The organism is Spongiibacter sp. IMCC21906 (genome assembly GCF_001010805.1).
Lineage (GTDB): Bacteria > Pseudomonadota > Gammaproteobacteria > Pseudomonadales > Spongiibacteraceae > Spongiibacter.
Map to the genome: position 1 here is coordinate 839,908 of NZ_CP011477.1, position 22,300 is coordinate 862,207.

Genomic DNA, 22,300 nt, shown 5'->3' on the forward strand with positions numbered 1-22,300 from the left:
AGTGGTTTTTATTTCCTCCCTGCGACGGTAAAATGCGCAAAAATTCTACTATCTCCCCAGAGGACTGTCTGATGAGTAACACCCCAAGCGAATTGAAATACGCCAGCACTCACGAGTGGGCGCGCCTGGAGGCGGATGGCACAGTGACGGTGGGTATTACCGATCACGCCCAGGATGCTTTGGGTGATGTGGTATTTATTGAGTTACCTGAGGTTGGCTCAGAGGTCAGTGCCGGGGCCGAGGTAGCTGTGGTCGAGTCGGTAAAAGCCGCGTCGGATATTTATGCCCCGGTTAGTGGTGAAGTGATTGCGGTGAATGAGGATCTTGAGGATTCGCCAGAAACCGTGAATGAATATCCCTATAGCGATGGTTGGTTTTTTAAAATTCAACCAAGTGCGGTAGCGGAATTGGAAAACTTGCTGGATTCTGAGGAGTACGATGCCCAAGCTGAGGGCTAAACCTGCTTACTAGAATGTATAAATACCCGGTTTTTTAGCCGGGTATTTTTTTAGCTGTAGCCCGGGTTTTTGTTAGCGCAAACTGAGAATTTGCCAGTTGTGTTGTTCGGCATAGGCTCGCAGCCGGTCATCGGGGTCGACTGCAACCGGGGTCTCGACTTGTTTTAACAGCGGCAGGTCATTATGCGAGTCACTATAAAAATAACTGCCAACGAGTGATTCCTTGTTGTGTTGCAGCCATTCTTTAAGTCGTACGACCTTGCCCTCTTGAAAGCAGGGTATACCGCTGGGTGCACCGGTATATTGGCCTTGAATGAGCTCTGCATCACTGGCCATCAGTTCTTCAATACCCAGTGCCTTGGCAATAGGCGTGGTGATAAAACTGTTGGTGGCGGTAATGATGAGTAGTCGGTCGCCAGCTGCGCGGTGCTTCTCTATGAGTGCTATTGCTTTAGGCAGCATCAATGGCTGAATATGTGACTGCATAAATTGTTGGTGCAGAGGTGCCAGTTCGGCGGGTGTTTTGCCTTTTAATGGCTGGAGGGCAAAACGAAGGTAAGCGTCTATATCGAGTCCGCCTTCGCAGTACTGACGATAAAATTCATCGTTTTTTTGGCGATAGTATTCAACGTCGACCAGTTGTTGTTCGACTAAAAATTCGCCCCAAGCGTGGTCACTGTCGCCACCGAGCAAGGTGTTGTCGAGATCAAATATCGCCAAAGCCATGGGAGGGTCTTCTTTAAATTGTGTGGACTGGGTGTAGAGCGTGGCAGAGTTTAGCATCTGCAAAGCGCGAATTCCCAGACCGAAGGATTTGTGGAACAATGACTGAACAAGCTTTGTAGGGCTTGTTTAAATAAATATTTGATTCTTTAAGTAGGTATGGCAAGTGATTGATTCAGACGGCTTTCGCCCAAATGTTGGTATCGTGCTCGCCAACGAGCACGGTCAGGTGCTGTGGGCGCGCCGGGTGGGTCAAAATGCTTGGCAGTTCCCCCAGGGTGGGATCCATCAAGGCGAAACGCCTGAGCAGGCGCTTTACCGTGAGCTGTACGAAGAAGTGGGCCTGCGAGAAGCCGATGTTGAAATGCTGGCATGTACCCGTGGGTGGCTGCGTTATCGCCTTCCTAATCGCTTGATCCGCAAAGAAAATAAGCCGCTGTGTATCGGCCAAAAACAAAAATGGTTTCTTCTGCAAATGCGAGCAGATGAAAATAAAGTCTGTTTTCATTGTGGTGACAAGCCGGAGTTTGATCACTGGCAGTGGGTGAGCTATTGGTATCCCCTTGGTCAAGTAGTGGCCTTTAAACGCGAAGTGTATCGTCGAGCCATGAAAGAGCTGGCGCCGCGTCATGTGCGCCTGGTACGTGATTATGCAGGTGATTTTCGATGATGTTGGAGGCACTTCGCAGCATCGTGCAGGCGGTTAATTCTGCCGGCGATTTGCAGACAGCGCTTGATATTATTGTCGGCCGTATTGCCGAGGTGATGAATACTGAGGTTTGTACCGTCTATCTGCGCGATCCTGAATCAGGCCGCCTTATCTTTATGGCTAACCAAGGTTTGAACCCCAAGTTAATTGGCAAAATCAGCTTGAGCCCGGACGAGGGCCTGGTTGGCCAGGTGGCGCGTCGAGAAGAGCCGTTAAATCTCGATCATGCCGAAAAGCACCCCAACTTCCTCTATTTGCCGGGTATTGGTGAAGAGCAGTATCACTCATTTTTGGGGGCGCCAATTATTCACCAGCGTAAAGTGCTGGGTGTGTTGGTGGTGCAGCAAAAAGACAGCCGCCGTTTTGATGAAGATGAAGAGGCCTTTTTAGTAACCATGTCGGCCCAGTTGGCCGGGGTTATCGCCCATGCTCGCGCGACAGGTTCGATTGCGGCAGCAAAAAATGCGGTTAGTTCTTCGGCCAGTTTTAAGGGTATTGCTGGCGCCTCGGGTATTGGAATGGGGCGAGCGGTCGTGGTTGTGCCGCTGGCAGACCTGAACTCGGTGCCGCGTCGCGCCGCCGATGACGTAGAGTCTGAATTAGCCGCCTTTAGTAGTGCCCTGGAGACTGTGCGGGAAGATGTTCGTCTGTTAAGCGAGCGTTTGTTTAGTCAGCTTTCTCCAGAGGAGCATGCGCTGTTCGACGTGTATCTTCGCTTGCTGGACGATAGCGCTTGGATTTCTGAAGTTAACAAGATTATTCGGGATGGCGAGTGGGCTCAGGGGGCGCTGAGCCAAGTCATGTCCAGCCATGTTCGTACCTTTGAGATGATGGATGACGCCTATTTCAAAGAACGGGCGACAGATATCAAAGACTTGGGTCGCAGGGTGCTGAGCTACCTGCAAACCTCCAGTGTCGAGCCTGTGGAATACCCAGATCACACCATTTTGGTCGGTGAAGAGCTCACTGCGTCGATGCTGGGTGAGGTGCCTAGAGAGAAATTGGTCGGCATGGTGTCGGTGAAAGGTTCGAGTAATTCCCATGTGGCGATACTCGCCAGAGCAATGGGAATCCCAACCGTTATGGGGGCCAGTGATCTTCCCTATACACAGATAGAGAATGCGACCTTGGTAGTGGACGGCTATAACGGCGCTGTTCATTACAACCCGTCCCAAGAGCTGTTTGATCATTTCAAGGCGGTGTCGGAAGAGGATCAGGCCCTGACTCAGGGCTTGGAAGCACTGCGAGACCTGCCCAGCGAAACCCTGGATGGTCATCGGGTGCCGCTGTGGGTGAACACCGGTTTGATCGCGGATGTTGCTCGCTCTCTTGACCGTGGTGCTGAAGGGGTTGGCCTGTACCGAACCGAAATTCCCTTTTTGCTGCGGGAGCGCTTTCCCAGTGAAGAGGAGCAGCGGGCCATTTATCGTGAGCAGCTGCTGGCTTTTGCACCGCTACCAGTCACTATGCGTACGCTGGATATCGGTGGCGATAAGTCTCTGCCCTATTTCCCTATTGAAGAAGAAAATCCGTTTTTAGGGTGGCGGGGTATTCGGGTTACCTTGGACCATCCAGAGATTTTCCTGGTGCAAGTTCGCGCCATGCTAAAAGCCAGTGAGGGCTTGAACAATCTGCGTATTATGCTGCCAATGATCAGCAATGTGCAGGAAGTGGATGAGGCGCTAAAGCTGATAAATCGAGCCCATAACGAGCTGTTGGAAGAGGGGCTTAGTATCTCTTTGCCGCCAATTGGCGTAATGGTGGAAGTTCCCGCTGCTGTTCAGCAGTCCCGGCAGTTGGCTCGCCGAGTCGACTTTTTGTCGGTGGGCAGTAATGACTTGACCCAGTACCTGCTGGCGGTAGATCGAAACAATACTCGGGTGGCGGACTTGTACCATGCGTTTCATCCAGCGGTGTTGCACAGTTTGCAGTCCGTTGTGGAGTCTGCGCATCTGGAAGGCAAGCCTGTGGGCATTTGCGGCGAGCTGGCGGGGGATCCTGGCGCGGTGTTGCTGTTGATGGCGATGGGGTACGACATGCTATCAATGAATGATAGCAGCTTGCTCAAAGTGAAAGCCGTTATTCGCAGTGCCCGTTTTGCTGATTTGCCGCCTTTGCTGGAGGCCGCTATGGCGGCTGAGTCTGCTGATGAAGTGAAATCTTTGTTGCGGGCGGCTATGTCGGAAGCGGGAATGGAGCGCTTGCTACAGCCCCTTGAGGGGAATTAATTGTCGGCTGTAATATGGTGATGCCGCAGCGGCAATGCAGATTGCTGGGCGTCAAAGTTCTGCTCCCAAAAGTCACTGTCGCCATTTTGCTGTTGAAAAACCACGCTGCACGATCGCGTACCGTATTCCTTCATCGACACAAAGCGCCGAGATAATTCCTGATAAAGCAGATTGTTGTCGGGCTCGCTAACCGCGCTGTCTGTTAGCATTGCCAGTAACGATGTTGCATCAAGTTGTTGCCCTAGGCATTGTTCAAAGTCTGTGAGTCCTTTTTCTCGTTTAATGCTGGGGGTGCTTATGGGCAGGTTGCCAATAGCGTGGGTGCCGGGGGCGAGGCTTACCCAGCCGGGGCTGACATTGTCGGTGAGAAACAGTTGCTTGCCGTCGCTGGCGACTAGATTAAAGGGGCGGTAATTGCGCTTTTGATTTTCAAGTTCATCAAAGAATACCGTCGCCGAGCGTGTATCTTGCAGAAAATCCCGAACTAAATTGCCGCGACTCATTTTGCCTAATTCGCTTTGCTGGCGCAAATTGGTGACGGCGGCAAAGCGACCATTGCGGCTTAACCCCATCCACGTGCCACCAAATTCTTGGTCGCGGCCTGCAAAGATAGCGGGCGCATCCGGCCAGAAATGCGCTGTTTCGCTGGGGCGGGCGAAATGCTCGTCTCTATTGGCAGCAACCACGAGTTTATGATTTGCCTCGGGCTGCCATGACAAGAGTATTAAACACATAGGAAATGAGCTGTCGTTTCTAGCTTGGGCTGGTCATAATAGCAGCTTTGCGCGGTGTAATTTGTTAGTAAGTTTGTGGCTTTATCCTCTGATTGGAATGGCAGCGGGTTTGTCGGCGGGTTTGTTTGGGGTCGGCGGCGGTTTGGTTATTGTTCCCGCGTTGGTGGTGTGTTTTTCAGCGCTTAGCGTGTCTGAGTCGGTGTTGATGCCCTTAGCCATTGGGACGTCCCTTGCCACGATTGTGGTGACATCAATGAGTTCGGTGCGGGCGCATCACAAACTCGGTAATGTTGACTGGCGGGTTTGGATGGCGTTGACGCCAGGCATTGTTCTTGGTGTGGTGTTTGGGGTAAATACCGTCGCCGCGTTGCCGGCGGCTACGCTTAAGCTGGCGTTTGGCATTTTTGCTGTTGCCGTGGCCATTCAAATGGCGGCGCAATTGTCGCCACCAGCGTCCAGGGTCTTGCCTGGGCGTACGGAGCTTTCAATGGCGGGACTGGTAATTGGTTATGTGTCGGCTTTGTTTGGCATTGGTGGCGGCTCGCTGACGGTGCCGTTTTTAAGCTTTTGCAATGTGCGCATGCAACGTGCTGTGGCAACTGCTGCGGCCTGCGGCTTGCCCATTGCGGTAGCGGGGATGGTAAGTAATATTTTGCTAGGCGTGGGCGATGCTCGGCTACCCGCGTATAGTACCGGCTTTGTATATTGGCCGGCTTTTATCGGGATTGTCGTTTTTAGTGTGCCCTTCGCTAAGCTTGGTGCGAGGCTTGCTCAGCGTTTGTCATCGCTGATGCTCAAGCGTATATTTTCCGGCTTCTTGTTTATCGTTGGTATTTTCTTTTTCTGGGGAGCGTAGGTGGCATGTTGGTGCACCCAAATATAGATCCGGTGGCATTTTCTTTGGGGCCATTGTCGGTGCACTGGTATGGGCTAATGTATCTGGCTGGCTTTGCCGCGGCTTGGTATGTTGCGAAGCTCAGGACTCGCCAGCCTTGGAGCCCCATTCGTGCAGATCAGATTGAAGATCTGGTTTTTTACGGCGCGGTGGGGGTGGTGCTGGGCGGTCGCTTTGGTTATGTACTGTTTTACAATTTCCCGCAGTTTCTGGACGATCCCCTGTGGTTGTTTCGCGTATGGGAAGGCGGCATGGCCTTTCATGGTGGCCTGCTTGGGGTAATTGTGGCGGTCGCTCTCTACGCTCGGCGGATTAACGCGCCTATCGCGTCAGTGTGGGATTTTATTGTGCCCCTCGCACCTATTGGGCTTGGTTTGGGTCGCGTAGGGAATTTTATTGGCCAGGAATTATGGGGTCGCCCCAGCGATGTGCCTTGGGCGATGGTGTTTCCCCGCGATCCCTTGGGCCTGGCTCGGCACCCGTCGCAGCTCTATCAGTTTGCCCTTGAGGGAGTGCTGCTGTTTGTGATCGTGTTTTTATATACCCGCAAGCAGCGGCCACGGTTAGCGCCGGGTGGTTTGTTTCTTCTGTGCTACGGTAGCTTCCGCTTTTTTGTGGAGTTTTTTCGGGAGCCGGATCGGCATATTGGTTTTGATGCGATGGGATGGCTTACCCGCGGGCAAATCCTCAGTTTGCCGATGATTATTGGTGGTGGCCTTCTTATGATTTACGCATATCGGCGCGCAAGAACAAGGGGTGAGGGCTAGCAGTATGCAGCAGTATTTAGACTTGATTCGGGATGTCCGGGATAACGGTGTTGAAAAGGGCGACCGTACCGGGGTGGGTACGCGGTCTGTTTTTGGGCGTCAGCTTCGCTTTGACTTAAGCAAAGGGTTTCCGTTGTTGACGACCAAAAAGGTCCACTTGCGCAGCATTATTTATGAGTTGCTGTGGTTTCTTCAGGGCAGTTGCGATAACGATTGGCTGCGGGAAAAAGGCGTGAGTATTTGGGATGAATGGGCGCTGGAGAGTGGCGACCTTGGGCCAATTTACGGCAAGCAGTGGCGTAGCTGGGCTTGTCCGGATGGGTCAACGATTGATCAAATCGCCGAACTCATTGACATGATTAGGCGTAAGCCTAACTCTCGGCGCTTGCTGGTTAATGCCTGGAACCCGGCCGATTTACCTGACGAGACAGTGTCGCCTCAGGATAATGTGCGTAATGGCAAGGCGGCGTTACCGCCTTGCCACACCTTGTTTCAGTTTTATGTGGCGAATGGTCGCCTGTCTTGCCAGCTGTACCAACGTAGCGCTGACTTGTTTCTAGGGGTGCCTTTTAATATTGCTAGTTACGCGCTGTTGACCCATATGGTAGCCCAGCAGTGTGACCTGGATGTGGGCGACTTTGTTCACACCTTTGGTGACTGCCATCTTTATTTAAATCATCTGACGGATGATATTGTCGAAGAGCAGCTGCGGCGCTCGCCTAAAGCGCTGCCACGTTTAAGTATTAAACGCCGCCCGGAATCGATATTTGATTACGATTTTGATGATTTTGATGTGCTTGGTTATGAGCCGCATCCAGGAATAAAAGCACCGATAGCGATATGAGCGTAGTAGTAGAAACTCAGCCTCGTGTGTCCATGATTGTCGCAATGAGCAATCAGCGTGTTATTGGTGTGAATAACACCTTGCCTTGGCACCTCTCTGATGATTTGAAGCGCTTTAAGGCGTTGACTATGGGCAAGCCTATCATTATGGGGCGAAAAACATGGGACTCCATTGGCCGACCGCTACCGGGTCGGGTCAATATTGTTATCAGTCGGCAAGTGGGGTTTGCATTGGCGGGTGCGCAAGTGTGTTCTGGGCCAGAGGTCGCTTTGGAACGAGCTCTGCAAGAGGCTAAAGCGGCGGGGCTGGATGAAGTATTTATCATTGGTGGTGACGCTGTTTATAAGAAGATGCTCCGTTTTACGGATCGAATTTATCTGACTGAGGTCGATATATCCGTTGATGGTGATGCCTGGTTTCCTGAGTTGGAGTCAAAAACTTGGCTAGAGCAAGACCGGCAGTGTTACCCAATGAAACCTGAAGGGCAGCCGGGTTTTTGCTTTGTCACTTATCAGCGAAAACATAGCGACTGACCTTTCTTTGTAACATATAAAAATTATTCTGCGAATGTGTAGTTTGCGCTGTGGAAGAAAACATTTGTTACTGAATGAGACCTGTTTGTTACCGGTTTTCTCGTTGAGCGTAACTCAATTACACGCGAAATATTCGCTAACGTACAGATTACGAAACATTTAGTTTTGTCGTTGATTCTTTGAAGAGCACGTGATTAAAATAAGGCCCGCTGTAATAAACCCGAGGTCTGCGGACTGGTGTTACGGCTCGAAGAAGATAATAAGCTCTGCTTTCACTAAACGTCCCAAATAGGAAAAGCAATTCCCATGAAAACGCATCGATTGAAGACAATCGCGCTGACGGCCGCTGCTACTTTTGCACTGCTGGCCGGATCGCCGGTTTATTCAGCTGAAAAAGCTGATTCTGAAGCTGCTGCGGCTCCAAAACCGAAACCCAAAGTTCCGGTAGGTGCCGTAATAAATGTTGGCGAAAGACGTGTTGCTGACGCCAAAAAATCCCAAGCGACAATTGATCGCTTGGCAGCAGAGACAGGAGATCTGCTGCAAGACTATAAAACCATCATGAAGCAAGTTGATGGCCTGCGAGTTTATAACGCACGTCTGGAAAAGCAGATTGCGGGCCAGTTGCGCCGTATATCCAGCTTGGACAAGTCCATCTCTGAAGCCACTATTATCCAGCGCCAAATTACACCACTGTTGATTCGTATGATCGATGGCTTGGAGCAGTTTGTTGAGTTGGATGTACCTTTCCACAAAGAAGAGCGTGAAAAGCGCGTTGAATTCCTGCGCAAAAACATGGATCGCTCTGATATCACCATCGCGGAGAAATTCCGTCAGGTGCTGGAAGCGTACAAAATTGAAAACGAATATGGCCGCAAAATCGACAGCTACAAAGGTGTTGCCGAAGTTGAAGGTTCTGAGCGTGATGTAAACTTCCTGCGTATCGGTCGTATCGGTTTGCTTTATCAAACTACCGATGGCAAGCAGTCTGGTGCCTGGGACAAAAATAAAGGCTCTTGGGTTGAACTGGACGAAGGCGATTATCGCGGTGCGATTCAAAAAGGTCTGCGTATTGCACGCAAACAGGCCTCAATTGACATCATGAAACTCCCGATTCCGGCTCCGGAGGCAGCAGAATAATGAAACACAAATTTCTCAAGGCCGCAGTCATTGCGGCGAGCGGAACTCTAGCGATGATTGCCGGGCCGGCGATGGCTGCCGATGAGGCGTCGTCTCTAGATGATTTGTTGAAAATGGTCAAACAAGGCCATGCAACTGACATGAAAGAAGCGCGTGCTCGTGAGCAGCGTTTTGTCGCGGCTCGTTCTGAGCAGAAAGCGATGCTGGAAAAAGGCAAGCAAACTCTGAAAGACGAAGAGAAGCGCTCTGCTGATCTGGAAGCTACTTTCGAAGAAAATGAGACGATTCTTACTGAGAAACAACGTCAGTTAAAAGAGCGTCTGGGTACCTTGACTGAGCTGTTTGGTCACTTGACCTCTACCGCCGGTGATATGCGTACTAACTTCCAAAACTCGTTGATCAGCGTTCAATACCCTGGTCGTGATGAGTTCGTAACAACGTTGATCGATAAAATGTCTGGCGCTGAAGAGCTGCCAAGCATAGAAGAGATCGAGCGTATGTGGTTTGAGATTCAGCGCGAAATGACTGAATCTGGCAAGGTGGTTAAATTTGACACCACTGTAACGACTGCAGACGGTAAGAAAGAAGAGCAAACAGTTGTTCGTATAGGTACCTTCAACTTGGTTAACACCAATGGTGAATACCTGCAGTACGTGCCTGAAACAGGTGCATTGCAAGTTCTGGCTCGTCAGCCTTCTGGTTCATACATGGACTGGGCTGAAGAACTGGCCAGCGCAAGCTCTGGTATGTCAGCTTTCGGTGTTGACCCCACAGGTCCTACCGGTGGTTCTTACTTGGCAGCGTTAATTGATAGCCCGACTATCAAAGAGCGTTGGCACCAAGGTGGCGTGGTTGGTTACGTCATTACTGCAGTAGGTTGCTTGGCATTGCTGATTGCGATTTGGCGTCTGGTGGTTCTGACTATCGAAGACATGAAAGTGGGTGCTCAGCTGAAGAGCAGCCAAGCCATGACTAATAACAGTCTGGGTCGTGTTATCAAGGTTCATGAAGATAACCCGAGCATGGATTCTGAAACCCTTGAGCTGAAGCTGTCAGAAGCCATATTGAAAGAGACTCCACGTCTGGAGCGCTCTCTCAACTTGCTTAAGATCATTGCTGCGGTTGCGCCGTTGCTGGGTCTGCTTGGTACGGTTACCGGTATGATCATCACCTTCCAGGCAATCACGATCTTCGGTGCTGGTGATCCTAAAGCAATGGCTGGCGGTATCTCTGGTGCATTGGTAACTACCGTACTGGGTCTGATTGTAGCGATTCCAACTGTATTGCTGCATACCTTTGTTAGTGGTCGTGCTAAGAAAATCATGCACATCCTTGATGAGCAGAGCACTGGCATTATCGCTGAGCACACAGAAGGACGGGCGGGGTAATAAACCATGTACCAACTGAATGAATGGATAGACATCATTCGTCGGTTCATGGAGGCAGGCGGCGATGTTCTTTGGGCCATCGCCGGCCTAACCTTCCTGATGTGGACGTTGTCTATCGAGCGAGTTTGGTATTACAAGTTTGGGCTGTCGAAAGATGTAAATGCCGCAATCAACACCTGGGAAGGTCGTTCTGAACGTAAAAGTTGGAATGCCCACCAAATCCGCGAAAAGCTGATTTCCGAGGTGGCTATTAAGATTGAGGCAAGCTTGCCAATGATTCAGACCATGGTGGCACTATGTCCGCTGCTGGGTTTGTTGGGAACTGTAACCGGGATGATTGAAGTATTTAACATCATGGCGGTAACAGGTGGCGGCGATGCTAAGTCGATGGCTGGCGGTGTTTCAAAAGCAACAATTCCCACTATGGCGGGTATGGTTGCCGCGTTGTCTGGGGTGTTTATCAGCACCTATATCAAAGGCATTGCGAATCGCGAAAGCGAACTTTTGGAAGACCATCTGACAACCGATCACTAAGAGAAATAACATGAGCAGAAAAAAGAGAGGCGGAGCCGAGGAGTCCTCGGGAGAGATAGATTTGACGCCAATGTTGGACGTCGTATTTATCATGCTGATTTTCTTCATTGTTACTGCATCTTTCATTAAAGAAGCGGGTGTGGAGGTCAACAGGCCAGAAGCGTCAACGTCGAATAAGAAAGACAATGCAAATATTCTTATTGCTGTTACCGCGACAAACGAAATATGGATCGATAAACGTCGGGTAGATAAGCGCGCAGTACGTTCCGTTGTTGAGCGTATGCATGCTGAAAACCCCAAAGGTGCTGTTGTTGTTCAGGCTGATATAGCTTCGAACACAGAAACAGTAGTTTCGGTTATCGACGCTAGCCGTGCGGCTGGTGTATACGATGTTTCTTTGTCCACGGAAGATAGCTGATCGATTATGAGCATTCGAATCCTGATCGGTGCCGCACTGGCGTTTTTGGTAACAGCTGCGCTGTTTATCATCATGCCATATCTGATCGAGTCAGCCGATAAAACGCTGGACGAAAAGCCAGCGACTAAGCTGGCCGATATTCAGATGCCGGATACCGATATCGACGTAAGAAAAGAGAGTAAACCAGATAAACCCAAGGTGCCTGATGAGCCACCACCCGATATGGCCCAGCCCGATATGGATGATGCAAATCCAGATCTGGAAGCCGTCAACATGACTCCTTCACAGGATTTTCAGTTGACCAATGATACGGGTGGTTTATCAGCTTCCGATGGTGAGTACCTGCCGATTGTTAAGGTGGCACCAATTTACCCACGTCGTGCACAATCACGTGGTGTAACGGGTTACTGCACAGTGGAATACACTGTGACTAAATCAGGCACAACGCGGGACATCGTTCCTGTTGATTGTGACCCCTCTGGTTACTTTGAGCGTGCTTCTGTAAAGGCCGCAGAGAAATTTAAATACAAGCCGCGGGTTGTAGACGGGGAGCCAATAGAGGTTCCTGGTATTCAAAACCGCTTTACCTATGAGTTGGAAAAATGATGACTGATTATCACTTGAGTAGACGGTTACTACGTCCGGTGCTGGTCAAGCTAGGTTGTTCCGTAGCTCTTGGTGCTGCGGCAATGCTTACCGTTCCGGTTGCAAGTACCGTTCTACAGCCAATGATGGGGGACGCCGTAACTGGCGTCGCTCACGCGGCTGAAGAGAAAGAAAAGAAACGTCAGGAAACGCGTAAAACACCTGCGATTCGCGCCAAAATTTTCGAAAAATTGAACGAGGCGCAGGTTGCAACCGAGGAGAAGCGTTATAACGACGCGATTAAACACCTCGATGAGCTACGTGATACTGAAGGCAAAAAAGCCCTTAATAGCTATGAGTTGGCTAACCTTTATAACCTCTATGCCTTTGTATATTTCACCCAAGAGAAATACGATCTTGCGTTGAAAGCATACGAAAACGTTGTAAAGCAGCCTGATATCCCCATAGCGATGGAGCTGAACACTAAGTACACGATTGCGCAGTTGTACTTTATTTCAGAAAACTACGACAAAGGTGTTAAAACCCTTTTGGAGTGGTTTAAGTTCAAAGATCAGCTAGGTGAAGACCCAGGTGCAGGCGCATATGCTCTGTTGTCGCAAGGTTTTTATCAGCTGCAGAAAATGGACTTAGCGCTTAAGTACATTGAAGTCGCAATTGATGACTATCAAAAGCGTGGAAAAGTGCCTAAAGAACAGTGGTGGAGTTTGCAGCGTTTTCTTTACTACGAAAAAGGCGACACCAAGCGCGTAGTGGCGATTCTTGAAGAGACGCTCAAGCACTATCAGAAGAAGGCGTACTGGTTACAACTTTCTTCTATGTACAATGAGCTGAAAAAAGAGACTGAAGCGACTGCTGCAATGGAAGCGGCCTATGAAGATGGTCTTCTGACGAAAGATAAAGAGCTAATTAATATGGCTTATTTATTTTTGCAGTCTGAAGTACCTTATAAGGCAGCTCGGGTGATGGATAAAGCCATTAAAGATGGCAAGGTTCCTCCGACCTCCAAAAATCTAGAATTGTTGGCTAACTCCTGGCGTCAATCGCAGGAAATCAAGAAAGCCATTCCAGAAATGGAAAAAGCAGCGTCTAAATCTGAAAAAGGTGAGCTGTGGTCACGTTTGGGTAGTGTCTACCTGGACAATGAGGAGTTTGAAAAGGCTGAAGAAGCGATTCAGAATGCCTTTAAAAAAGGTGACATCAAGCGCCCGGACAACGCCTATTTAGTACTTGGTATGGCCCGTTTCAATCTCAAGAAGTACGACGGTGCTCGCAGAGCTTTTGACGAAGCAATGAAAAGCGACGATACCAAGGAATATGCTTCCTCTTGGTTGCAGTTCATGGAAAACGAGCTAGCTCGCCAGGAAGCGTTAAAAGATTAGTCCAGCTTCTTTATAACTCGATTCATAAGGCACCACGACGGTGCCTTTTTTATGCCTGTTGTATTCTCAGCACGGTTCGTGAAGGTCTAATATTAATTGTTTATTGCTCAGAAACTTTCGAGTGTTGGCTTTAACCGTCATCTTCTTTAAAAGTCTGTATGTGAAAATCACGCTTACAGCTATTATCTGTAAGACATTGCTTTTATAGCCCGTTGCCGTTTATACGCTTTTTGATCATTGGCGTAATAAATGCATTCAAGTTCATAAAGGGAATAAGCAGCACTGGAGCTGTGGCTGACTTCGATTGGTATCGATATCCCCATATTTCCAATTCCGTTGTTAAGTATTTTTGTGTTCGGGCAGGAGCCGGTATGACGATCCGTATAGCGATCCATCACAAGACAGATTACGATTTTGACCGATTAGTAAAGCTTTCACCGCACGTCATAAGGTTGCGGCCTGCACCTCATAGTCGAACGCCAATTCACAGCTATAGTTTAAAAATTGAGCCAAAAGAACATTTTATAAACTGGCAGCAAGATGCGTTTGGAAATTATTTGGCACGTTTAGTTTTTCCAGAGAAAACGAAGCGTTTTTCAGTCGATGTCGAAGTCGTCGCTGATATGACGGTGATTAATCCATTCGACTTTTTCCTTGAGGAATACGCGGAAAACTTTCCATTTACTTATCCTGATCAGCTAAAGAAAGAATTAGCCCCTTACCTTGAAAAACAAACTCAAGGGCCTTTGTTTAAGGCACTTCTAAAGACGATACCGCGCAAAAAACGTCGAATGATCGACTTTATGGTTGAGTTGAACCAGATAGTCGAAAAGAAAGTGGAGTATTGCATTCGCTTTGAACCCGGTGTCCAGAAGCCTGAAGAAACACTAGACTTGGCTTTGGGCTCCTGTCGGGATTCCGCATGGTTGTTAGTGCAATTGTTTCGGCATATGGGCTTGGCGGCCCGTTTTGCGTCCGGGTATTTGGTGCAATTATCCTCAGATGAAAAATCATTAGATGGGCCCAGTGGGCCAGAGAAAGATTTCACCGACTTGCATGCCTGGTGTGAAATTTTTGTTCCCGGTGCTGGTTGGATAGGCTTAGACCCCACCTCTGGGCTCTTCGCGAGTGAAGGCCATATTCCATTAGCATGTACTCCCGACCCGGTTTCTGCTGCGCCTATTGAAGGTTTTTCGGATGAGTGTGAAGTCGAGTTCGGCTATATCAATGACGTTTCGCGGGTGCATGAAGATCCTCGGGTCACCAAGCCTTATAGCGAGGATCAATGGGCTGATGTATTGCTGCTTGGCGATGAGCTTGATAAAGAGCTGGTCGCATCTGATGTTCGATTAACAATGGGTGGCGAGCCGACCTTTGTGTCAATCGACGACATGGAGTCTGAGCAGTGGAATACTGGCGCACTTGGCACCGACAAACTTCGGCTGGCTAAGTCGCTGTTGCTGCGTCTTAGAGATCACTTTGCGCCTAAAGGGCTGCTTCATTACGGCCAAGGTAAGTGGTATCCCGGCGAAGAAGTGCCACGCTGGGCATTGGGCTTATATTGGCGAAAAGATGGTGAACCATTGTGGCGTAATCCGAAGTGGTTGGGCCGGATAGATGAGGATTACGGGCATAAAGTTGATGATGCCCAGCGCTTCTCTTGTGCTTTGGCGTCTATGCTGGGTTTGGAAAAGCAGTATGTGCAAGCTGCCTACGAAGATGCTCTTTACTATCTTCTGCAAGAACAGAAAATCCCCGAAAATATTGATGTGCTCGCAGCCAAAATTCACGATGACTTGGGGCGGCGGCGGTTGGCGCGGTTGTTAGAAAAGGGCTTGAATAAACCCACCGGTTTTGTAATTCCATTGGAATGGAGTGACAAAGCCGCTGGTTGGCAGAGTAGTGTGTGGGAGTTAAAGCGCGAGCGAATAATACTGATTCCTGGTGATTCGCCCATGGGACTGCGTTTGCCTTTGGGGGATTTGCCGCCTGCCAGTGAGCATGAAGTCACTGTGGAACGTGATCCTTTTGAGCAAAGAGAGGCTCTGCAGGCAAGGGAGGAATACCAGTTTCCTTTGCCCGCTGCATCGCCAATGACTCCCCAAATACAGCAGCCTCAAATTAAGGCCAAGAAAAAATCAACATCAGAAAAAAGCGAGGTGCGCAAAGAGTGGCGAGAGATTATTCGCACCTCGATGTGTATCGAAGCGCGGGGCGGCAAAGTCCATATATTTATGCCGCCGGTTTATGATTTAGAAAGCTATGTCATGCTGGTTGCGGCCATTGAAGATGTCGCGGAAGAATTAGAGTTGCCGGTAATTCTTGAGGGGTATGAGCCACCTCGTGATGCGCGCATGGAAAAACTTCTCGTGACGCCAGACCCAGGTGTTATTGAGGTGAATGTTCACCCATCGTCTTCTTGGCGGCAACTTGTAAGCACTACAACTGAGTTGTACGGTGCGGCTCGCGAATGTCGCTTGGCGGCAGAAAAGTTCATGTTAGACGGCCGCCATACCGGTACAGGCGGTGGTAACCATATCACCCTTGGCGCATCGACCCCTGCAGATAGCCCCATTCTTCGTCGGCCAGATTTACTGCGTAGTTTAGTGACGTTCTGGCAGCATCATCCTAGTCTTTCTTATATCTTCTCTAGCGCGTTTATAGGCCCAACTAGTCAGGCGCCTCGCTCAGACGAAGGGCGAGACGAAATGCTGTATGAGATGGAAATTGCGTTTCAGCAAATGCCGGAGGGATTATCTGATCAGCCTTGGTTGGTTGATCGTTTGATGCGCAACTTGTTAATTGATTTAACAGGGAATACCCATCGCGCTGAATTCTGTATAGATAAGTTATTTGCACCCGGTACGGCTAGTGGCCGTTTAGGTATCTTAGAATTTAGGGGCTTTGAAATGCCGCCCCATAGCCGAATGGCTTTGGTGCAAGCACTTTTAATTCGAGCATTACTCGCAAGGTTTTGGAAGGAGCCTTACAAAAAACCACTGGTGCGATGGGGCACTGCATTGCACGATAAATTTATGCTGCCCCATTATCTTTGGCAGGATATGAAAGAAGTCACAGATGACCTCCAAGCACATGGCTACGACTTTAAACTGGAATGGCTGTTACCGTTTGAAGAATTCCGTTTTCCGCATTATGGCCGGGTTAAGCTGGATGAGATTGAACTGGAATTACGCTGGGCAATAGAGCCTTGGCATGTGTTGGGCGAAGAGGTAGGGAGCTTTGGCACGGCCCGCTATGTCGACTCATCGGTTGAACGCTTGCAAGTAAAAGTCTCTGGCTTAACAGATAACCGCTATGTGCTAGCCTGTAACGGCCGTCGAGTCCCACTGCGAAAAACAGGGCGCCATGGCGAACATGTTGCCGGTGTACGTTACAAAGCCTGGGCGCCGCCGTCAGCGCTTCACCCCAGTATCGGTGTGCAAACGCCCTTGGTGTTTGATTTGATTGATACATGGAATGGCCGATCCATTGGCGGTTGTAGCTACCATGTTTCCCATCCTGGCGGTCGTAGCTACGAAACATTTCCTGTTAATGCCTTTGAAGCTGAATCTCGCCGTGTGAACCGCTTTGAAACCTTAGGACATACACCGGGTTCGTACACGCCCCGTCCAGATCAGGATGCGATAAGAGAATTTTTCTCTGAGCCACCCAGGCCAATGGAGCCGCCTAAAGAAGAGTCTCCAGGCGAGTATCCGCATACTTTGGACTTGCGCCGTCAGGCAAACTGGATTGGTTGACAGGCGAGGATGTAGAGAGATTACGCACTATCACCTTAGGGTGATAGTGCGTAAATTTTAACGATGAATTGCCGCCAAATAGAGTTCAGCAAATTTGGGTGGCTGCTGAATGGAAATCGCAATTTTTAATTTTCTGGCAATATCACTAGCAGAGATAATCCCCCGAATCTGGTGGTGGGCATGTTCTACAACTAAGCAGTGCTGATGCCCGTATTGCTTAAGGACATTTAGCACTTGTTCTACATTCATGCGCTCCAAGTCGTCGTAATGGAAAACCTTCAAGTCCTGTTTACGCCGCATCATGTCTGATACGCGTAGTTCTTTCCGGACAAAGCCGTTGGCGACTTTCTTAATAACTTCACTATCACTAAGGTCTTCAAGGGCAATGACACCAACACATTCTGCATCCCGATCAATGACAAGCTTTAGCCGAACATGAGACCGCTTCATCATTTGTTCTGCATCTAGCGCCAGTGTATCGGCATCAATGACCAGTGGTTCGTAGTGGTGGAAGTCGGTAAACACCGATATGGCAGGTGAGTCTGCAGTAATGTCTTGAACGTTTTCGGGCCATACCAAGTGGTCTACCTGGTCGGCATCGTACAGTGCGATATTTTTCATAATTGCCTCAAAAGCGAGTAATTCTTTGGTTACACACATTACTTCCAGCCATGGGTTAGCCAGCTGTGAGTAAGGGAATAAAAGAAATCGTCTGTCAGCTTAAAGAGGCGGAGCCCGAATAGACCCAATGCGGGTGGGGGCAACTTTGGGAGAAAGGTAGGCGTCACTGTTAGTGACATAGTCTATTGCTGGGGAAGAGCCGAGTTTGGTCGAAGCGGAGGCTTCCTCACTATCTGGGTCATTATCAATTCCAGGTAGCAGGCTGCTTTGGACATGATCGGCTTTGACCGCAAATTTCCCGGACACATCTTTGCCGTTGCCTGCGTAAGCAAGGCTTGCGCTACAGGCAATCAGCAACAGTAGATGTAATCCAATTTTAAACAAGATAAATCCTCGTTTGTTCTTTTGGGTCTCTATTGATGATATACCGATTTTTGAGGCATGCAACACGCAAAATGCGGGCGCAAGTATTTTGGAGTGCTTGATGAGTAGATTAGTGAGTTAATGGTGTGAATGAGTGCTGACGCGTAAAAAGGTCAAAAAACTAGGGAAATAGATGGTGCCCAGAGGCGGAATCGAACCACCGACACGAGGATTTTCAATACTACGTTCAAGTCTCTGTAATGCCTGCAGTTGTTGGAATTTTCATGCCTGTCAAAGTTCACGTAGACGGATCACGTAGACTTTCTATTTCCCAGTAGCAGGCCTCACTGGTCCCCTTCAGTCTAACAGATGAAATGTGCCTATTCGCAGCCGGCCTTAGAAAAATTGGGTAAGCGGATTAAATGGTTGATCTTACCTTTGCATGAGAGTGAGACAGACCGGCATCTCATCGGATTATCTGGTTGATGCTTCACCTACTGCTGGTGCATGTTTCCTTCGCTAATTCCAGCAAGAACCCCACACGCCTCAACTTCCCGGTCATCGTTGCAACTCGCTCTCAGTGAAACGAGTTGTTTCTCAAGCGCTTGCAGAGCGGTTATCTGCGACCGCACATGAGAGATGTGATCATCGAGCAAGGCGTTGACGGCGGTACAAGGCTGATGAGGGTCGTCCTGATAGCTCTGTAGTTCGTGAATCTCAGCCAGTGACAGGCCCAGGATTCTGCAGCGACGGATGAAGGCCAGCCCCTCACCATGCTTCTCGGTATAGACACGGTAACCGTTGTCCTGCCGATCAGGCGGCGGCAACAAGCCCTGCTGTTCATAGAAGCGGATCGTCTGTGTTTCGACCCCTACCAACTGCGCCAACTGACCAATGCGCATCAGCCTCCTCCCCAACGGATTCTTTACTCTATTGACCTTATAGTAGCTTTATAGTTTTAAATGGTACCACAACATTGTTCAAGTGGAGTCGTATCATGAGCAAATCCTGTGGTGGCGCCTGTGGCGGTGATGCAACGTCCGCAGCGGATACCGATATACAGGCCTCCTCCGAGGCGCCAGGGAGATGGGTCAGTGTTTATGCCGTGCCGAAGATGGACTGTCCATCAGAAGAACGAATGATTCGCCTAGCCCTGAACGGCTTTGAGGAGATTCGGGCGCTGTCCTTCGACTTGTCGAACCGCCGGCTGAAGGTCGTGCATGACGGCGAGGTCGAGCCCGTCACCTCGAAACTGAAGACCTTGGGGCTAGGCGCCTCGCTTCAGGAAACCGTCGCTGCAAATCCGGAGACCATCAAGGCCGCCGAGTTTTCGGCAGCTTCTGCTAAGCAAGAATCCGGGACCCTGCGCTGGTTGCTCGGCATCAATGCACTTCTGTTCGTGGTGGAAATGACTGCCGGTCTGATCGCCCAGTCCACCGGCCTGATTGGAGAATCCCTGGACAATTTTGCCGATGCGGCGGTGTACGGGCTTGCCCTTTATGCGGTTGGACATAGCGTGAAAATGCAGGTACGTGCCGCGCATCTTGCTGGTGTACTGCAACTGATCTTGGCTGTGGGCGTGCTCGTAGAGGTGGTGAGACGCTTTGTATTCGGTAGTGAGCCTGAATCGCTGGTGATGATGGCTATCGCATTCGTCGCATTGATTGCCAATACCAGTTGTCTGCTGCTCATATCCAAACATCGGGAAGGCGGGGCGCACATGAAGGCAAGCTGGATATTCTCGGCCAACGACGTGGTGATCAACCTGGGGGTCATCACCGCCGGCGCCCTGGTCGCGTGGACCGGTTCCAATTATCCGGATCTGATTATCGGCACCATCGCGGGGGGCATTGTACTTAACGGTGCCAGACGCATTTTGGCGTTGAAGGGTTAAATAATGCTCATTATTGGCAAAAAGCTCTCGCCGTATGCCCTATTGTCCATATCGGGCCTGCTGGCAGCGTCTGATCAGGCTGTAAAGTGGCTGGTGCAGCAATCAATGGCCTATGGCGAGTATGTTTCGGTGACCCCGTTCTTTAACTGGGTGCACCTATGGAACACCGGTGCCGCATTCAGTCTTTTTGCGAATGGTGGAGGCTGGCAGCGCTACTTTTTTATCGGAATCGCGGTAGTGGTCTCGATTTTTCTGATCAAGCTGATCCTTGAAAATCGTCATAAAGGAGAAGCCATCGCTTACAGTCTTATCCTCGGTGGCGCCATGGGCAATCTGATTGACCGGGTCTTTCGCGGCTATGTTGTGGATTCCTTTGATTTCTATTGGCGAGACTGGCATTGGCCGGCCTTCAACCTGGCTGATATTGCAATTGTCCTCGGTGCCTTACTTTTCGTTTCCAGCAGCTTGTTGGGTAAAAAAGCAAACACCAATGCCGAGCCGGATGGATCTGACTGACACCTACGCCTATACAACACCATGACCGAACTTCCCGACAACATCCTTCACCTGCCGCAATACCAAGTACTGGGCTGCAAATCAACCGACGACGAAATGCACTTCCAGGTGGACGTGCCCGATCCCATCGCCTGCGAGGAATGCGGCGTGCAGGGTGAGTTCGTACGGTTCGGCAAGCGTGACGTTCCCTATCGTGATCTGCCCATCCACGGCAAGCGGGTCACTCTCTGGGTGGTCCGCCGCCGATACACCTGCCGGGCCTGCAAGACAACATTCAGGCCCCAGCTACCGGAGATGGTGGACGGATTCCGTATGACACTGCGGCTGCATGAGTACGTGGAGAAGGAATCCTTCAACCACCCCTACACCTTTGTGGCGGCACAGACCGGCCTGGACGAGAAGACGGTGCGCGACATCTTCAACGCCCGCGCCGAGTTCCTGGGGCGCTGGCACCGCTTCGAGACGCCCCGCATCCTGGGCATTGACGAGCTATACCTGAACAAGCGCTACCGCTGCATTCTGACCAACATTGAGGAGCGAACCCTGCTCGACCTGCTGGCCACCCGCCGCCAGGACGTGGTGACCAACTACCTGATGAAGCTGAAAGACCGGCAGAAGGTCGAGATCGTCAGCATGGACATGTGGAACCCCTACCGGGCAGCGGTCAAGGCTGTGCTGCCCCAGGCCCGTATCGTGGTCGATAAGTTCCATGTGGTGCGCATGGCCAACGATGCCCTAGAGAGAGTGCGCAAGGGCCTCAGAAAGGAGCTGAAACCGTCCCAGAGCCGGACTCTCAAGGGAGACCGGAAAATCCTGCTGAAACGCGCTCACGAAGTCTCAGACCGGGAGCGCCTCATCATGGAGACCTGGACAGGCGCGTTCCCGCAACTGCTGGCCGCCTACGAGCACAAGGAGCGCTTCTACGGCATCTGGGACGCCACCACACGGCTCCAGGCAGAAGCCGCCCTGGACGAGTGGATAGCCACCATCCCGAAGGGCCAAAAGGAAGTCTGGAGCGATCTGGTCAGGGCAGTGGGAAACTGGCGCGAAGAGACCATGACCTACTTCGAGACGGACATGCCCGTCACCAACGCTTACACGGAGTCCATCAACCGACTGGCCAAGGACAAGAACCGTGAAGGGCGCGGTTACTCCTTCGAGGTGATGCGGGCACGAATGCTCTACACCACGAAGCACAAGAAGAAGGCACCGACTGCGAAGGTCTCTCCTTTCTACAAGAAAACCATCGGTTACGGACTGCCGGACTTCGCAGAGGAACTCAACTACGGAGTCGATCTATCAACCATCTGAGGGTGGTATCAGATTGATGGGGTGAAGGTGCCCCATCAACCATTAAATCCGTATACCCGAAAAATTGTGGGGGGTGGGGGCTGTGTAGTGTACTTCTGGCTCCAGAAAAATATCTCGCAAAAAATATTGATCTCTGGAGGTTGGTCCTGATTCGTCTGGTAGGTGTGGTTTAGAAAGAAGAGGGGATTTCTCCCCTCGTAAGGAAGGTTATCGACGATTTACATTGTCACTTCGTGAGTGGTCAGGATTGTCTCTGGCGTATTTTCGACCGTTGACTTCAACGACGTGAGCGCCTGAATGGTTGCCTTTCTCAATTTCTCGCACCACCTGACTTCTTGGCACTTTTTTACGCTGGCCGATGTCGTAGTGTTCATTGCGGCCACCGGGGCCATCGTTGCGACCTTTGATTCTAGTCATGGCTGGTGGTCTCCCTATCGAGAATGGCACGCATTGGCGCAGTGAATGCAACCGTCGAACCGGT

23 protein-coding genes are annotated in these 22,300 nt (G+C 50.4%); 17 read left to right on the forward strand and 6 right to left on the reverse strand.

Going from position 1 to position 22,300, the window contains the following annotated elements:
• The first annotated feature begins 71 nt into the window (after nucleotides 1-71).
• Entirely contained in the window at nucleotides 72-458 is a 387-nt protein-coding gene (gene gcvH / locus IMCC21906_RS03860; protein ID WP_047011076.1) for a glycine cleavage system protein GcvH, read from the forward strand.
• 72 nt (nucleotides 459-530) lie between these two features.
• Here gcvH and IMCC21906_RS03865 read toward each other — a convergent pair whose 3' ends face one another.
• The gene (locus tag IMCC21906_RS03865) at nucleotides 531-1,184 is read right to left on the reverse strand and encodes an HAD family phosphatase (protein ID WP_047013113.1); all 654 of its coding nucleotides are present in this window, start codon (nucleotides 1,182-1,184) and stop codon (nucleotides 531-533) included.
• A 163-nt stretch (nucleotides 1,185-1,347) separates the two neighbouring features.
• On the opposite strand from IMCC21906_RS03865, the gene rppH reads away from it, so the two are divergent.
• Both rppH and ptsP read left to right on the forward strand, forming a co-directional pair.
• Complete coding sequence (gene rppH / locus IMCC21906_RS03870) at nucleotides 1,348-1,851, forward strand: RNA pyrophosphohydrolase (protein ID WP_047011077.1); 504 nt, start codon at nucleotides 1,348-1,350, stop codon at nucleotides 1,849-1,851.
• Nucleotides 1,851-4,118 carry a phosphoenolpyruvate--protein phosphotransferase gene (gene ptsP / locus IMCC21906_RS03875; RefSeq protein ID WP_047013114.1) on the forward strand — a complete coding sequence of 756 codons (2,268 nt, stop codon included), beginning with the start codon at nucleotides 1,851-1,853 and terminating at the stop codon, nucleotides 4,116-4,118. The genes rppH and ptsP overlap by 1 nt, the downstream gene beginning before the upstream one ends.
• Here the strand turns inward: ptsP and IMCC21906_RS03880 are convergent.
• Nucleotides 4,115-4,852: an NRDE family protein gene (locus tag IMCC21906_RS03880; RefSeq protein ID WP_052763353.1), complete on the reverse strand. Its 738-nt coding sequence runs from the start codon at nucleotides 4,850-4,852 to the stop codon at nucleotides 4,115-4,117. The genes ptsP and IMCC21906_RS03880 overlap by 4 nt on opposite strands.
• Nucleotides 4,853-4,913: 61 nt before the next feature.
• Here IMCC21906_RS03880 and IMCC21906_RS03885 point away from each other — a divergent pair, with 61 nt between their 5' ends.
• From IMCC21906_RS03885 to IMCC21906_RS03935, 11 genes are all read left to right on the forward strand, one after another.
• Nucleotides 4,914-5,708, forward strand: coding sequence for a sulfite exporter TauE/SafE family protein (locus IMCC21906_RS03885; protein ID WP_231580313.1), 795 nt, complete (start codon nucleotides 4,914-4,916; stop codon nucleotides 5,706-5,708).
• A 5-nt stretch (nucleotides 5,709-5,713) separates the two neighbouring features.
• Nucleotides 5,714-6,514 (forward strand): prolipoprotein diacylglyceryl transferase, encoded by an 801-nt coding sequence (gene lgt / locus IMCC21906_RS03890; protein ID WP_047011079.1) that lies wholly within the window; start codon nucleotides 5,714-5,716, stop codon nucleotides 6,512-6,514.
• Between the two features lie 4 nt (nucleotides 6,515-6,518).
• Nucleotides 6,519-7,358, forward strand: coding sequence for a thymidylate synthase (locus IMCC21906_RS03895; RefSeq protein WP_047011080.1), 840 nt, complete (start codon nucleotides 6,519-6,521; stop codon nucleotides 7,356-7,358).
• Nucleotides 7,355-7,891, forward strand: a complete 537-nt coding sequence (locus IMCC21906_RS03900; protein ID WP_047011081.1) for a dihydrofolate reductase — start codon at nucleotides 7,355-7,357, stop codon at nucleotides 7,889-7,891. Before IMCC21906_RS03895 ends, IMCC21906_RS03900 begins: the two co-directional genes overlap by 4 nt.
• A gap of 306 nt (nucleotides 7,892-8,197) precedes the next feature.
• Nucleotides 8,198-9,031 carry a DUF3450 domain-containing protein gene (locus tag IMCC21906_RS03905; RefSeq protein WP_047011082.1) on the forward strand — a complete coding sequence of 278 codons (834 nt, stop codon included), beginning with the start codon at nucleotides 8,198-8,200 and terminating at the stop codon, nucleotides 9,029-9,031.
• A complete protein-coding gene (locus IMCC21906_RS03910; protein ID WP_047011083.1) occupies nucleotides 9,031-10,419 on the forward strand; it encodes a MotA/TolQ/ExbB proton channel family protein in 1,389 nt (462 codons plus the stop codon). Before IMCC21906_RS03905 ends, IMCC21906_RS03910 begins: the two co-directional genes overlap by 1 nt.
• Before the next feature lie 6 nt (nucleotides 10,420-10,425).
• Nucleotides 10,426-10,953: a MotA/TolQ/ExbB proton channel family protein gene (locus IMCC21906_RS03915; protein WP_047011084.1), complete on the forward strand. Its 528-nt coding sequence runs from the start codon at nucleotides 10,426-10,428 to the stop codon at nucleotides 10,951-10,953.
• 10 nt (nucleotides 10,954-10,963) lie between these two features.
• Nucleotides 10,964-11,371 carry a biopolymer transporter ExbD gene (locus IMCC21906_RS03920; RefSeq protein ID WP_047011085.1) on the forward strand — a complete coding sequence of 136 codons (408 nt, stop codon included), beginning with the start codon at nucleotides 10,964-10,966 and terminating at the stop codon, nucleotides 11,369-11,371.
• 6 nt (nucleotides 11,372-11,377) lie between these two features.
• Nucleotides 11,378-11,977, forward strand: a complete 600-nt coding sequence (locus IMCC21906_RS03925) for an energy transducer TonB (protein ID WP_047011086.1) — start codon at nucleotides 11,378-11,380, stop codon at nucleotides 11,975-11,977.
• Nucleotides 11,974-13,356 (forward strand): tetratricopeptide repeat protein, encoded by a 1,383-nt coding sequence (locus tag IMCC21906_RS03930; RefSeq protein WP_231580314.1) that lies wholly within the window; start codon nucleotides 11,974-11,976, stop codon nucleotides 13,354-13,356. Before IMCC21906_RS03925 ends, IMCC21906_RS03930 begins: the two co-directional genes overlap by 4 nt.
• A gap of 371 nt (nucleotides 13,357-13,727) precedes the next feature.
• Nucleotides 13,728-17,114: a DUF2126 domain-containing protein gene (locus IMCC21906_RS03935; RefSeq protein ID WP_047011087.1), complete on the forward strand. Its 3,387-nt coding sequence runs from the start codon at nucleotides 13,728-13,730 to the stop codon at nucleotides 17,112-17,114.
• Between the two features lie 57 nt (nucleotides 17,115-17,171).
• Here IMCC21906_RS03935 and IMCC21906_RS03940 read toward each other — a convergent pair whose 3' ends face one another.
• From IMCC21906_RS03940 to cadR, 3 genes are all read right to left on the reverse strand, one after another.
• Complete coding sequence (locus IMCC21906_RS03940) at nucleotides 17,172-17,735, reverse strand: CBS domain-containing protein (RefSeq protein WP_047013117.1); 564 nt, start codon at nucleotides 17,733-17,735, stop codon at nucleotides 17,172-17,174.
• 99 nt (nucleotides 17,736-17,834) lie between these two features.
• On the reverse strand, nucleotides 17,835-18,119 hold the full coding sequence (locus IMCC21906_RS03945; RefSeq protein ID WP_047011088.1) for a hypothetical protein: 285 nt from the start codon (nucleotides 18,117-18,119) through the stop codon (nucleotides 17,835-17,837).
• 473 nt (nucleotides 18,120-18,592) lie between these two features.
• The gene (cadR, locus tag IMCC21906_RS03950; protein WP_004364961.1) at nucleotides 18,593-19,000 is read right to left on the reverse strand and encodes a Cd(II)/Pb(II)-responsive transcriptional regulator; all 408 of its coding nucleotides are present in this window, start codon (nucleotides 18,998-19,000) and stop codon (nucleotides 18,593-18,595) included.
• A 95-nt stretch (nucleotides 19,001-19,095) separates the two neighbouring features.
• Here cadR and IMCC21906_RS03955 point away from each other — a divergent pair, with 95 nt between their 5' ends.
• From IMCC21906_RS03955 to IMCC21906_RS03965, 3 genes are read left to right on the forward strand one after another with little or no spacing between them, the layout of a single operon-like run.
• The gene (locus IMCC21906_RS03955) at nucleotides 19,096-19,992 is read left to right on the forward strand and encodes a cation transporter (protein ID WP_004574643.1); all 897 of its coding nucleotides are present in this window, start codon (nucleotides 19,096-19,098) and stop codon (nucleotides 19,990-19,992) included.
• Nucleotides 19,993-19,995: 3 nt separating this feature from the next.
• Complete coding sequence (gene lspA, locus IMCC21906_RS03960) at nucleotides 19,996-20,508, forward strand: signal peptidase II (RefSeq protein WP_004863699.1); 513 nt, start codon at nucleotides 19,996-19,998, stop codon at nucleotides 20,506-20,508.
• 21 nt (nucleotides 20,509-20,529) lie between these two features.
• Nucleotides 20,530-21,819 (forward strand): ISL3-like element ISPpu12 family transposase, encoded by a 1,290-nt coding sequence (locus tag IMCC21906_RS03965; RefSeq protein WP_004574636.1) that lies wholly within the window; start codon nucleotides 20,530-20,532, stop codon nucleotides 21,817-21,819.
• A 207-nt stretch (nucleotides 21,820-22,026) separates the two neighbouring features.
• Here the strand turns inward: IMCC21906_RS03965 and IMCC21906_RS03970 are convergent, their stop codons facing one another.
• A complete protein-coding gene (locus IMCC21906_RS03970) occupies nucleotides 22,027-22,236 on the reverse strand; it encodes a DUF3892 domain-containing protein (protein ID WP_047011089.1) in 210 nt (69 codons plus the stop codon).
• Nucleotides 22,237-22,300: the final 64 nt, after the last annotated feature.

Coding starts and splice junctions, on each gene's coding strand:
- IMCC21906_RS03910 (WP_047011083.1), top strand. CDS start 9,031: ATGAAACACAAATTTCTCAAGGCCGCAGTCATTGCGGCGAGCGGAACT.
- IMCC21906_RS03915 (WP_047011084.1), top strand. CDS start 10,426: ATGTACCAACTGAATGAATGGATAGACATCATTCGTCGGTTCATGGAG.
- gcvH (WP_047011076.1), top strand. CDS start 72: ATGAGTAACACCCCAAGCGAATTGAAATACGCCAGCACTCACGAGTGG.
- IMCC21906_RS03965 (WP_004574636.1), top strand. CDS start 20,530: ATGACCGAACTTCCCGACAACATCCTTCACCTGCCGCAATACCAAGTA.
- IMCC21906_RS03865 (WP_047013113.1), bottom strand. CDS start 1,184: ATGGCTTTGGCGATATTTGATCTCGACAACACCTTGCTCGGTGGCGAC.
- IMCC21906_RS03940 (WP_047013117.1), bottom strand. CDS start 17,735: ATGAAAAATATCGCACTGTACGATGCCGACCAGGTAGACCACTTGGTA.
- IMCC21906_RS03880 (WP_052763353.1), bottom strand. CDS start 4,852: ATGTGTTTAATACTCTTGTCATGGCAGCCCGAGGCAAATCATAAACTC.
- IMCC21906_RS03905 (WP_047011082.1), top strand. CDS start 8,198: ATGAAAACGCATCGATTGAAGACAATCGCGCTGACGGCCGCTGCTACT.
- lspA (WP_004863699.1), top strand. CDS start 19,996: ATGCTCATTATTGGCAAAAAGCTCTCGCCGTATGCCCTATTGTCCATA.
- cadR (WP_004364961.1), bottom strand. CDS start 19,000: ATGCGCATTGGTCAGTTGGCGCAGTTGGTAGGGGTCGAAACACAGACG.
- IMCC21906_RS03970 (WP_047011089.1), bottom strand. CDS start 22,236: ATGACTAGAATCAAAGGTCGCAACGATGGCCCCGGTGGCCGCAATGAA.
- ptsP (WP_047013114.1), top strand. CDS start 1,851: ATGTTGGAGGCACTTCGCAGCATCGTGCAGGCGGTTAATTCTGCCGGC.
- IMCC21906_RS03900 (WP_047011081.1), top strand. CDS start 7,355: ATGAGCGTAGTAGTAGAAACTCAGCCTCGTGTGTCCATGATTGTCGCA.
- IMCC21906_RS03955 (WP_004574643.1), top strand. CDS start 19,096: ATGAGCAAATCCTGTGGTGGCGCCTGTGGCGGTGATGCAACGTCCGCA.
- lgt (WP_047011079.1), top strand. CDS start 5,714: ATGTTGGTGCACCCAAATATAGATCCGGTGGCATTTTCTTTGGGGCCA.
- IMCC21906_RS03935 (WP_047011087.1), top strand. CDS start 13,728: ATGACGATCCGTATAGCGATCCATCACAAGACAGATTACGATTTTGAC.
- IMCC21906_RS03895 (WP_047011080.1), top strand. CDS start 6,519: ATGCAGCAGTATTTAGACTTGATTCGGGATGTCCGGGATAACGGTGTT.
- IMCC21906_RS03925 (WP_047011086.1), top strand. CDS start 11,378: ATGAGCATTCGAATCCTGATCGGTGCCGCACTGGCGTTTTTGGTAACA.
- IMCC21906_RS03920 (WP_047011085.1), top strand. CDS start 10,964: ATGAGCAGAAAAAAGAGAGGCGGAGCCGAGGAGTCCTCGGGAGAGATA.
- IMCC21906_RS03930 (WP_231580314.1), top strand. CDS start 11,974: ATGATGACTGATTATCACTTGAGTAGACGGTTACTACGTCCGGTGCTG.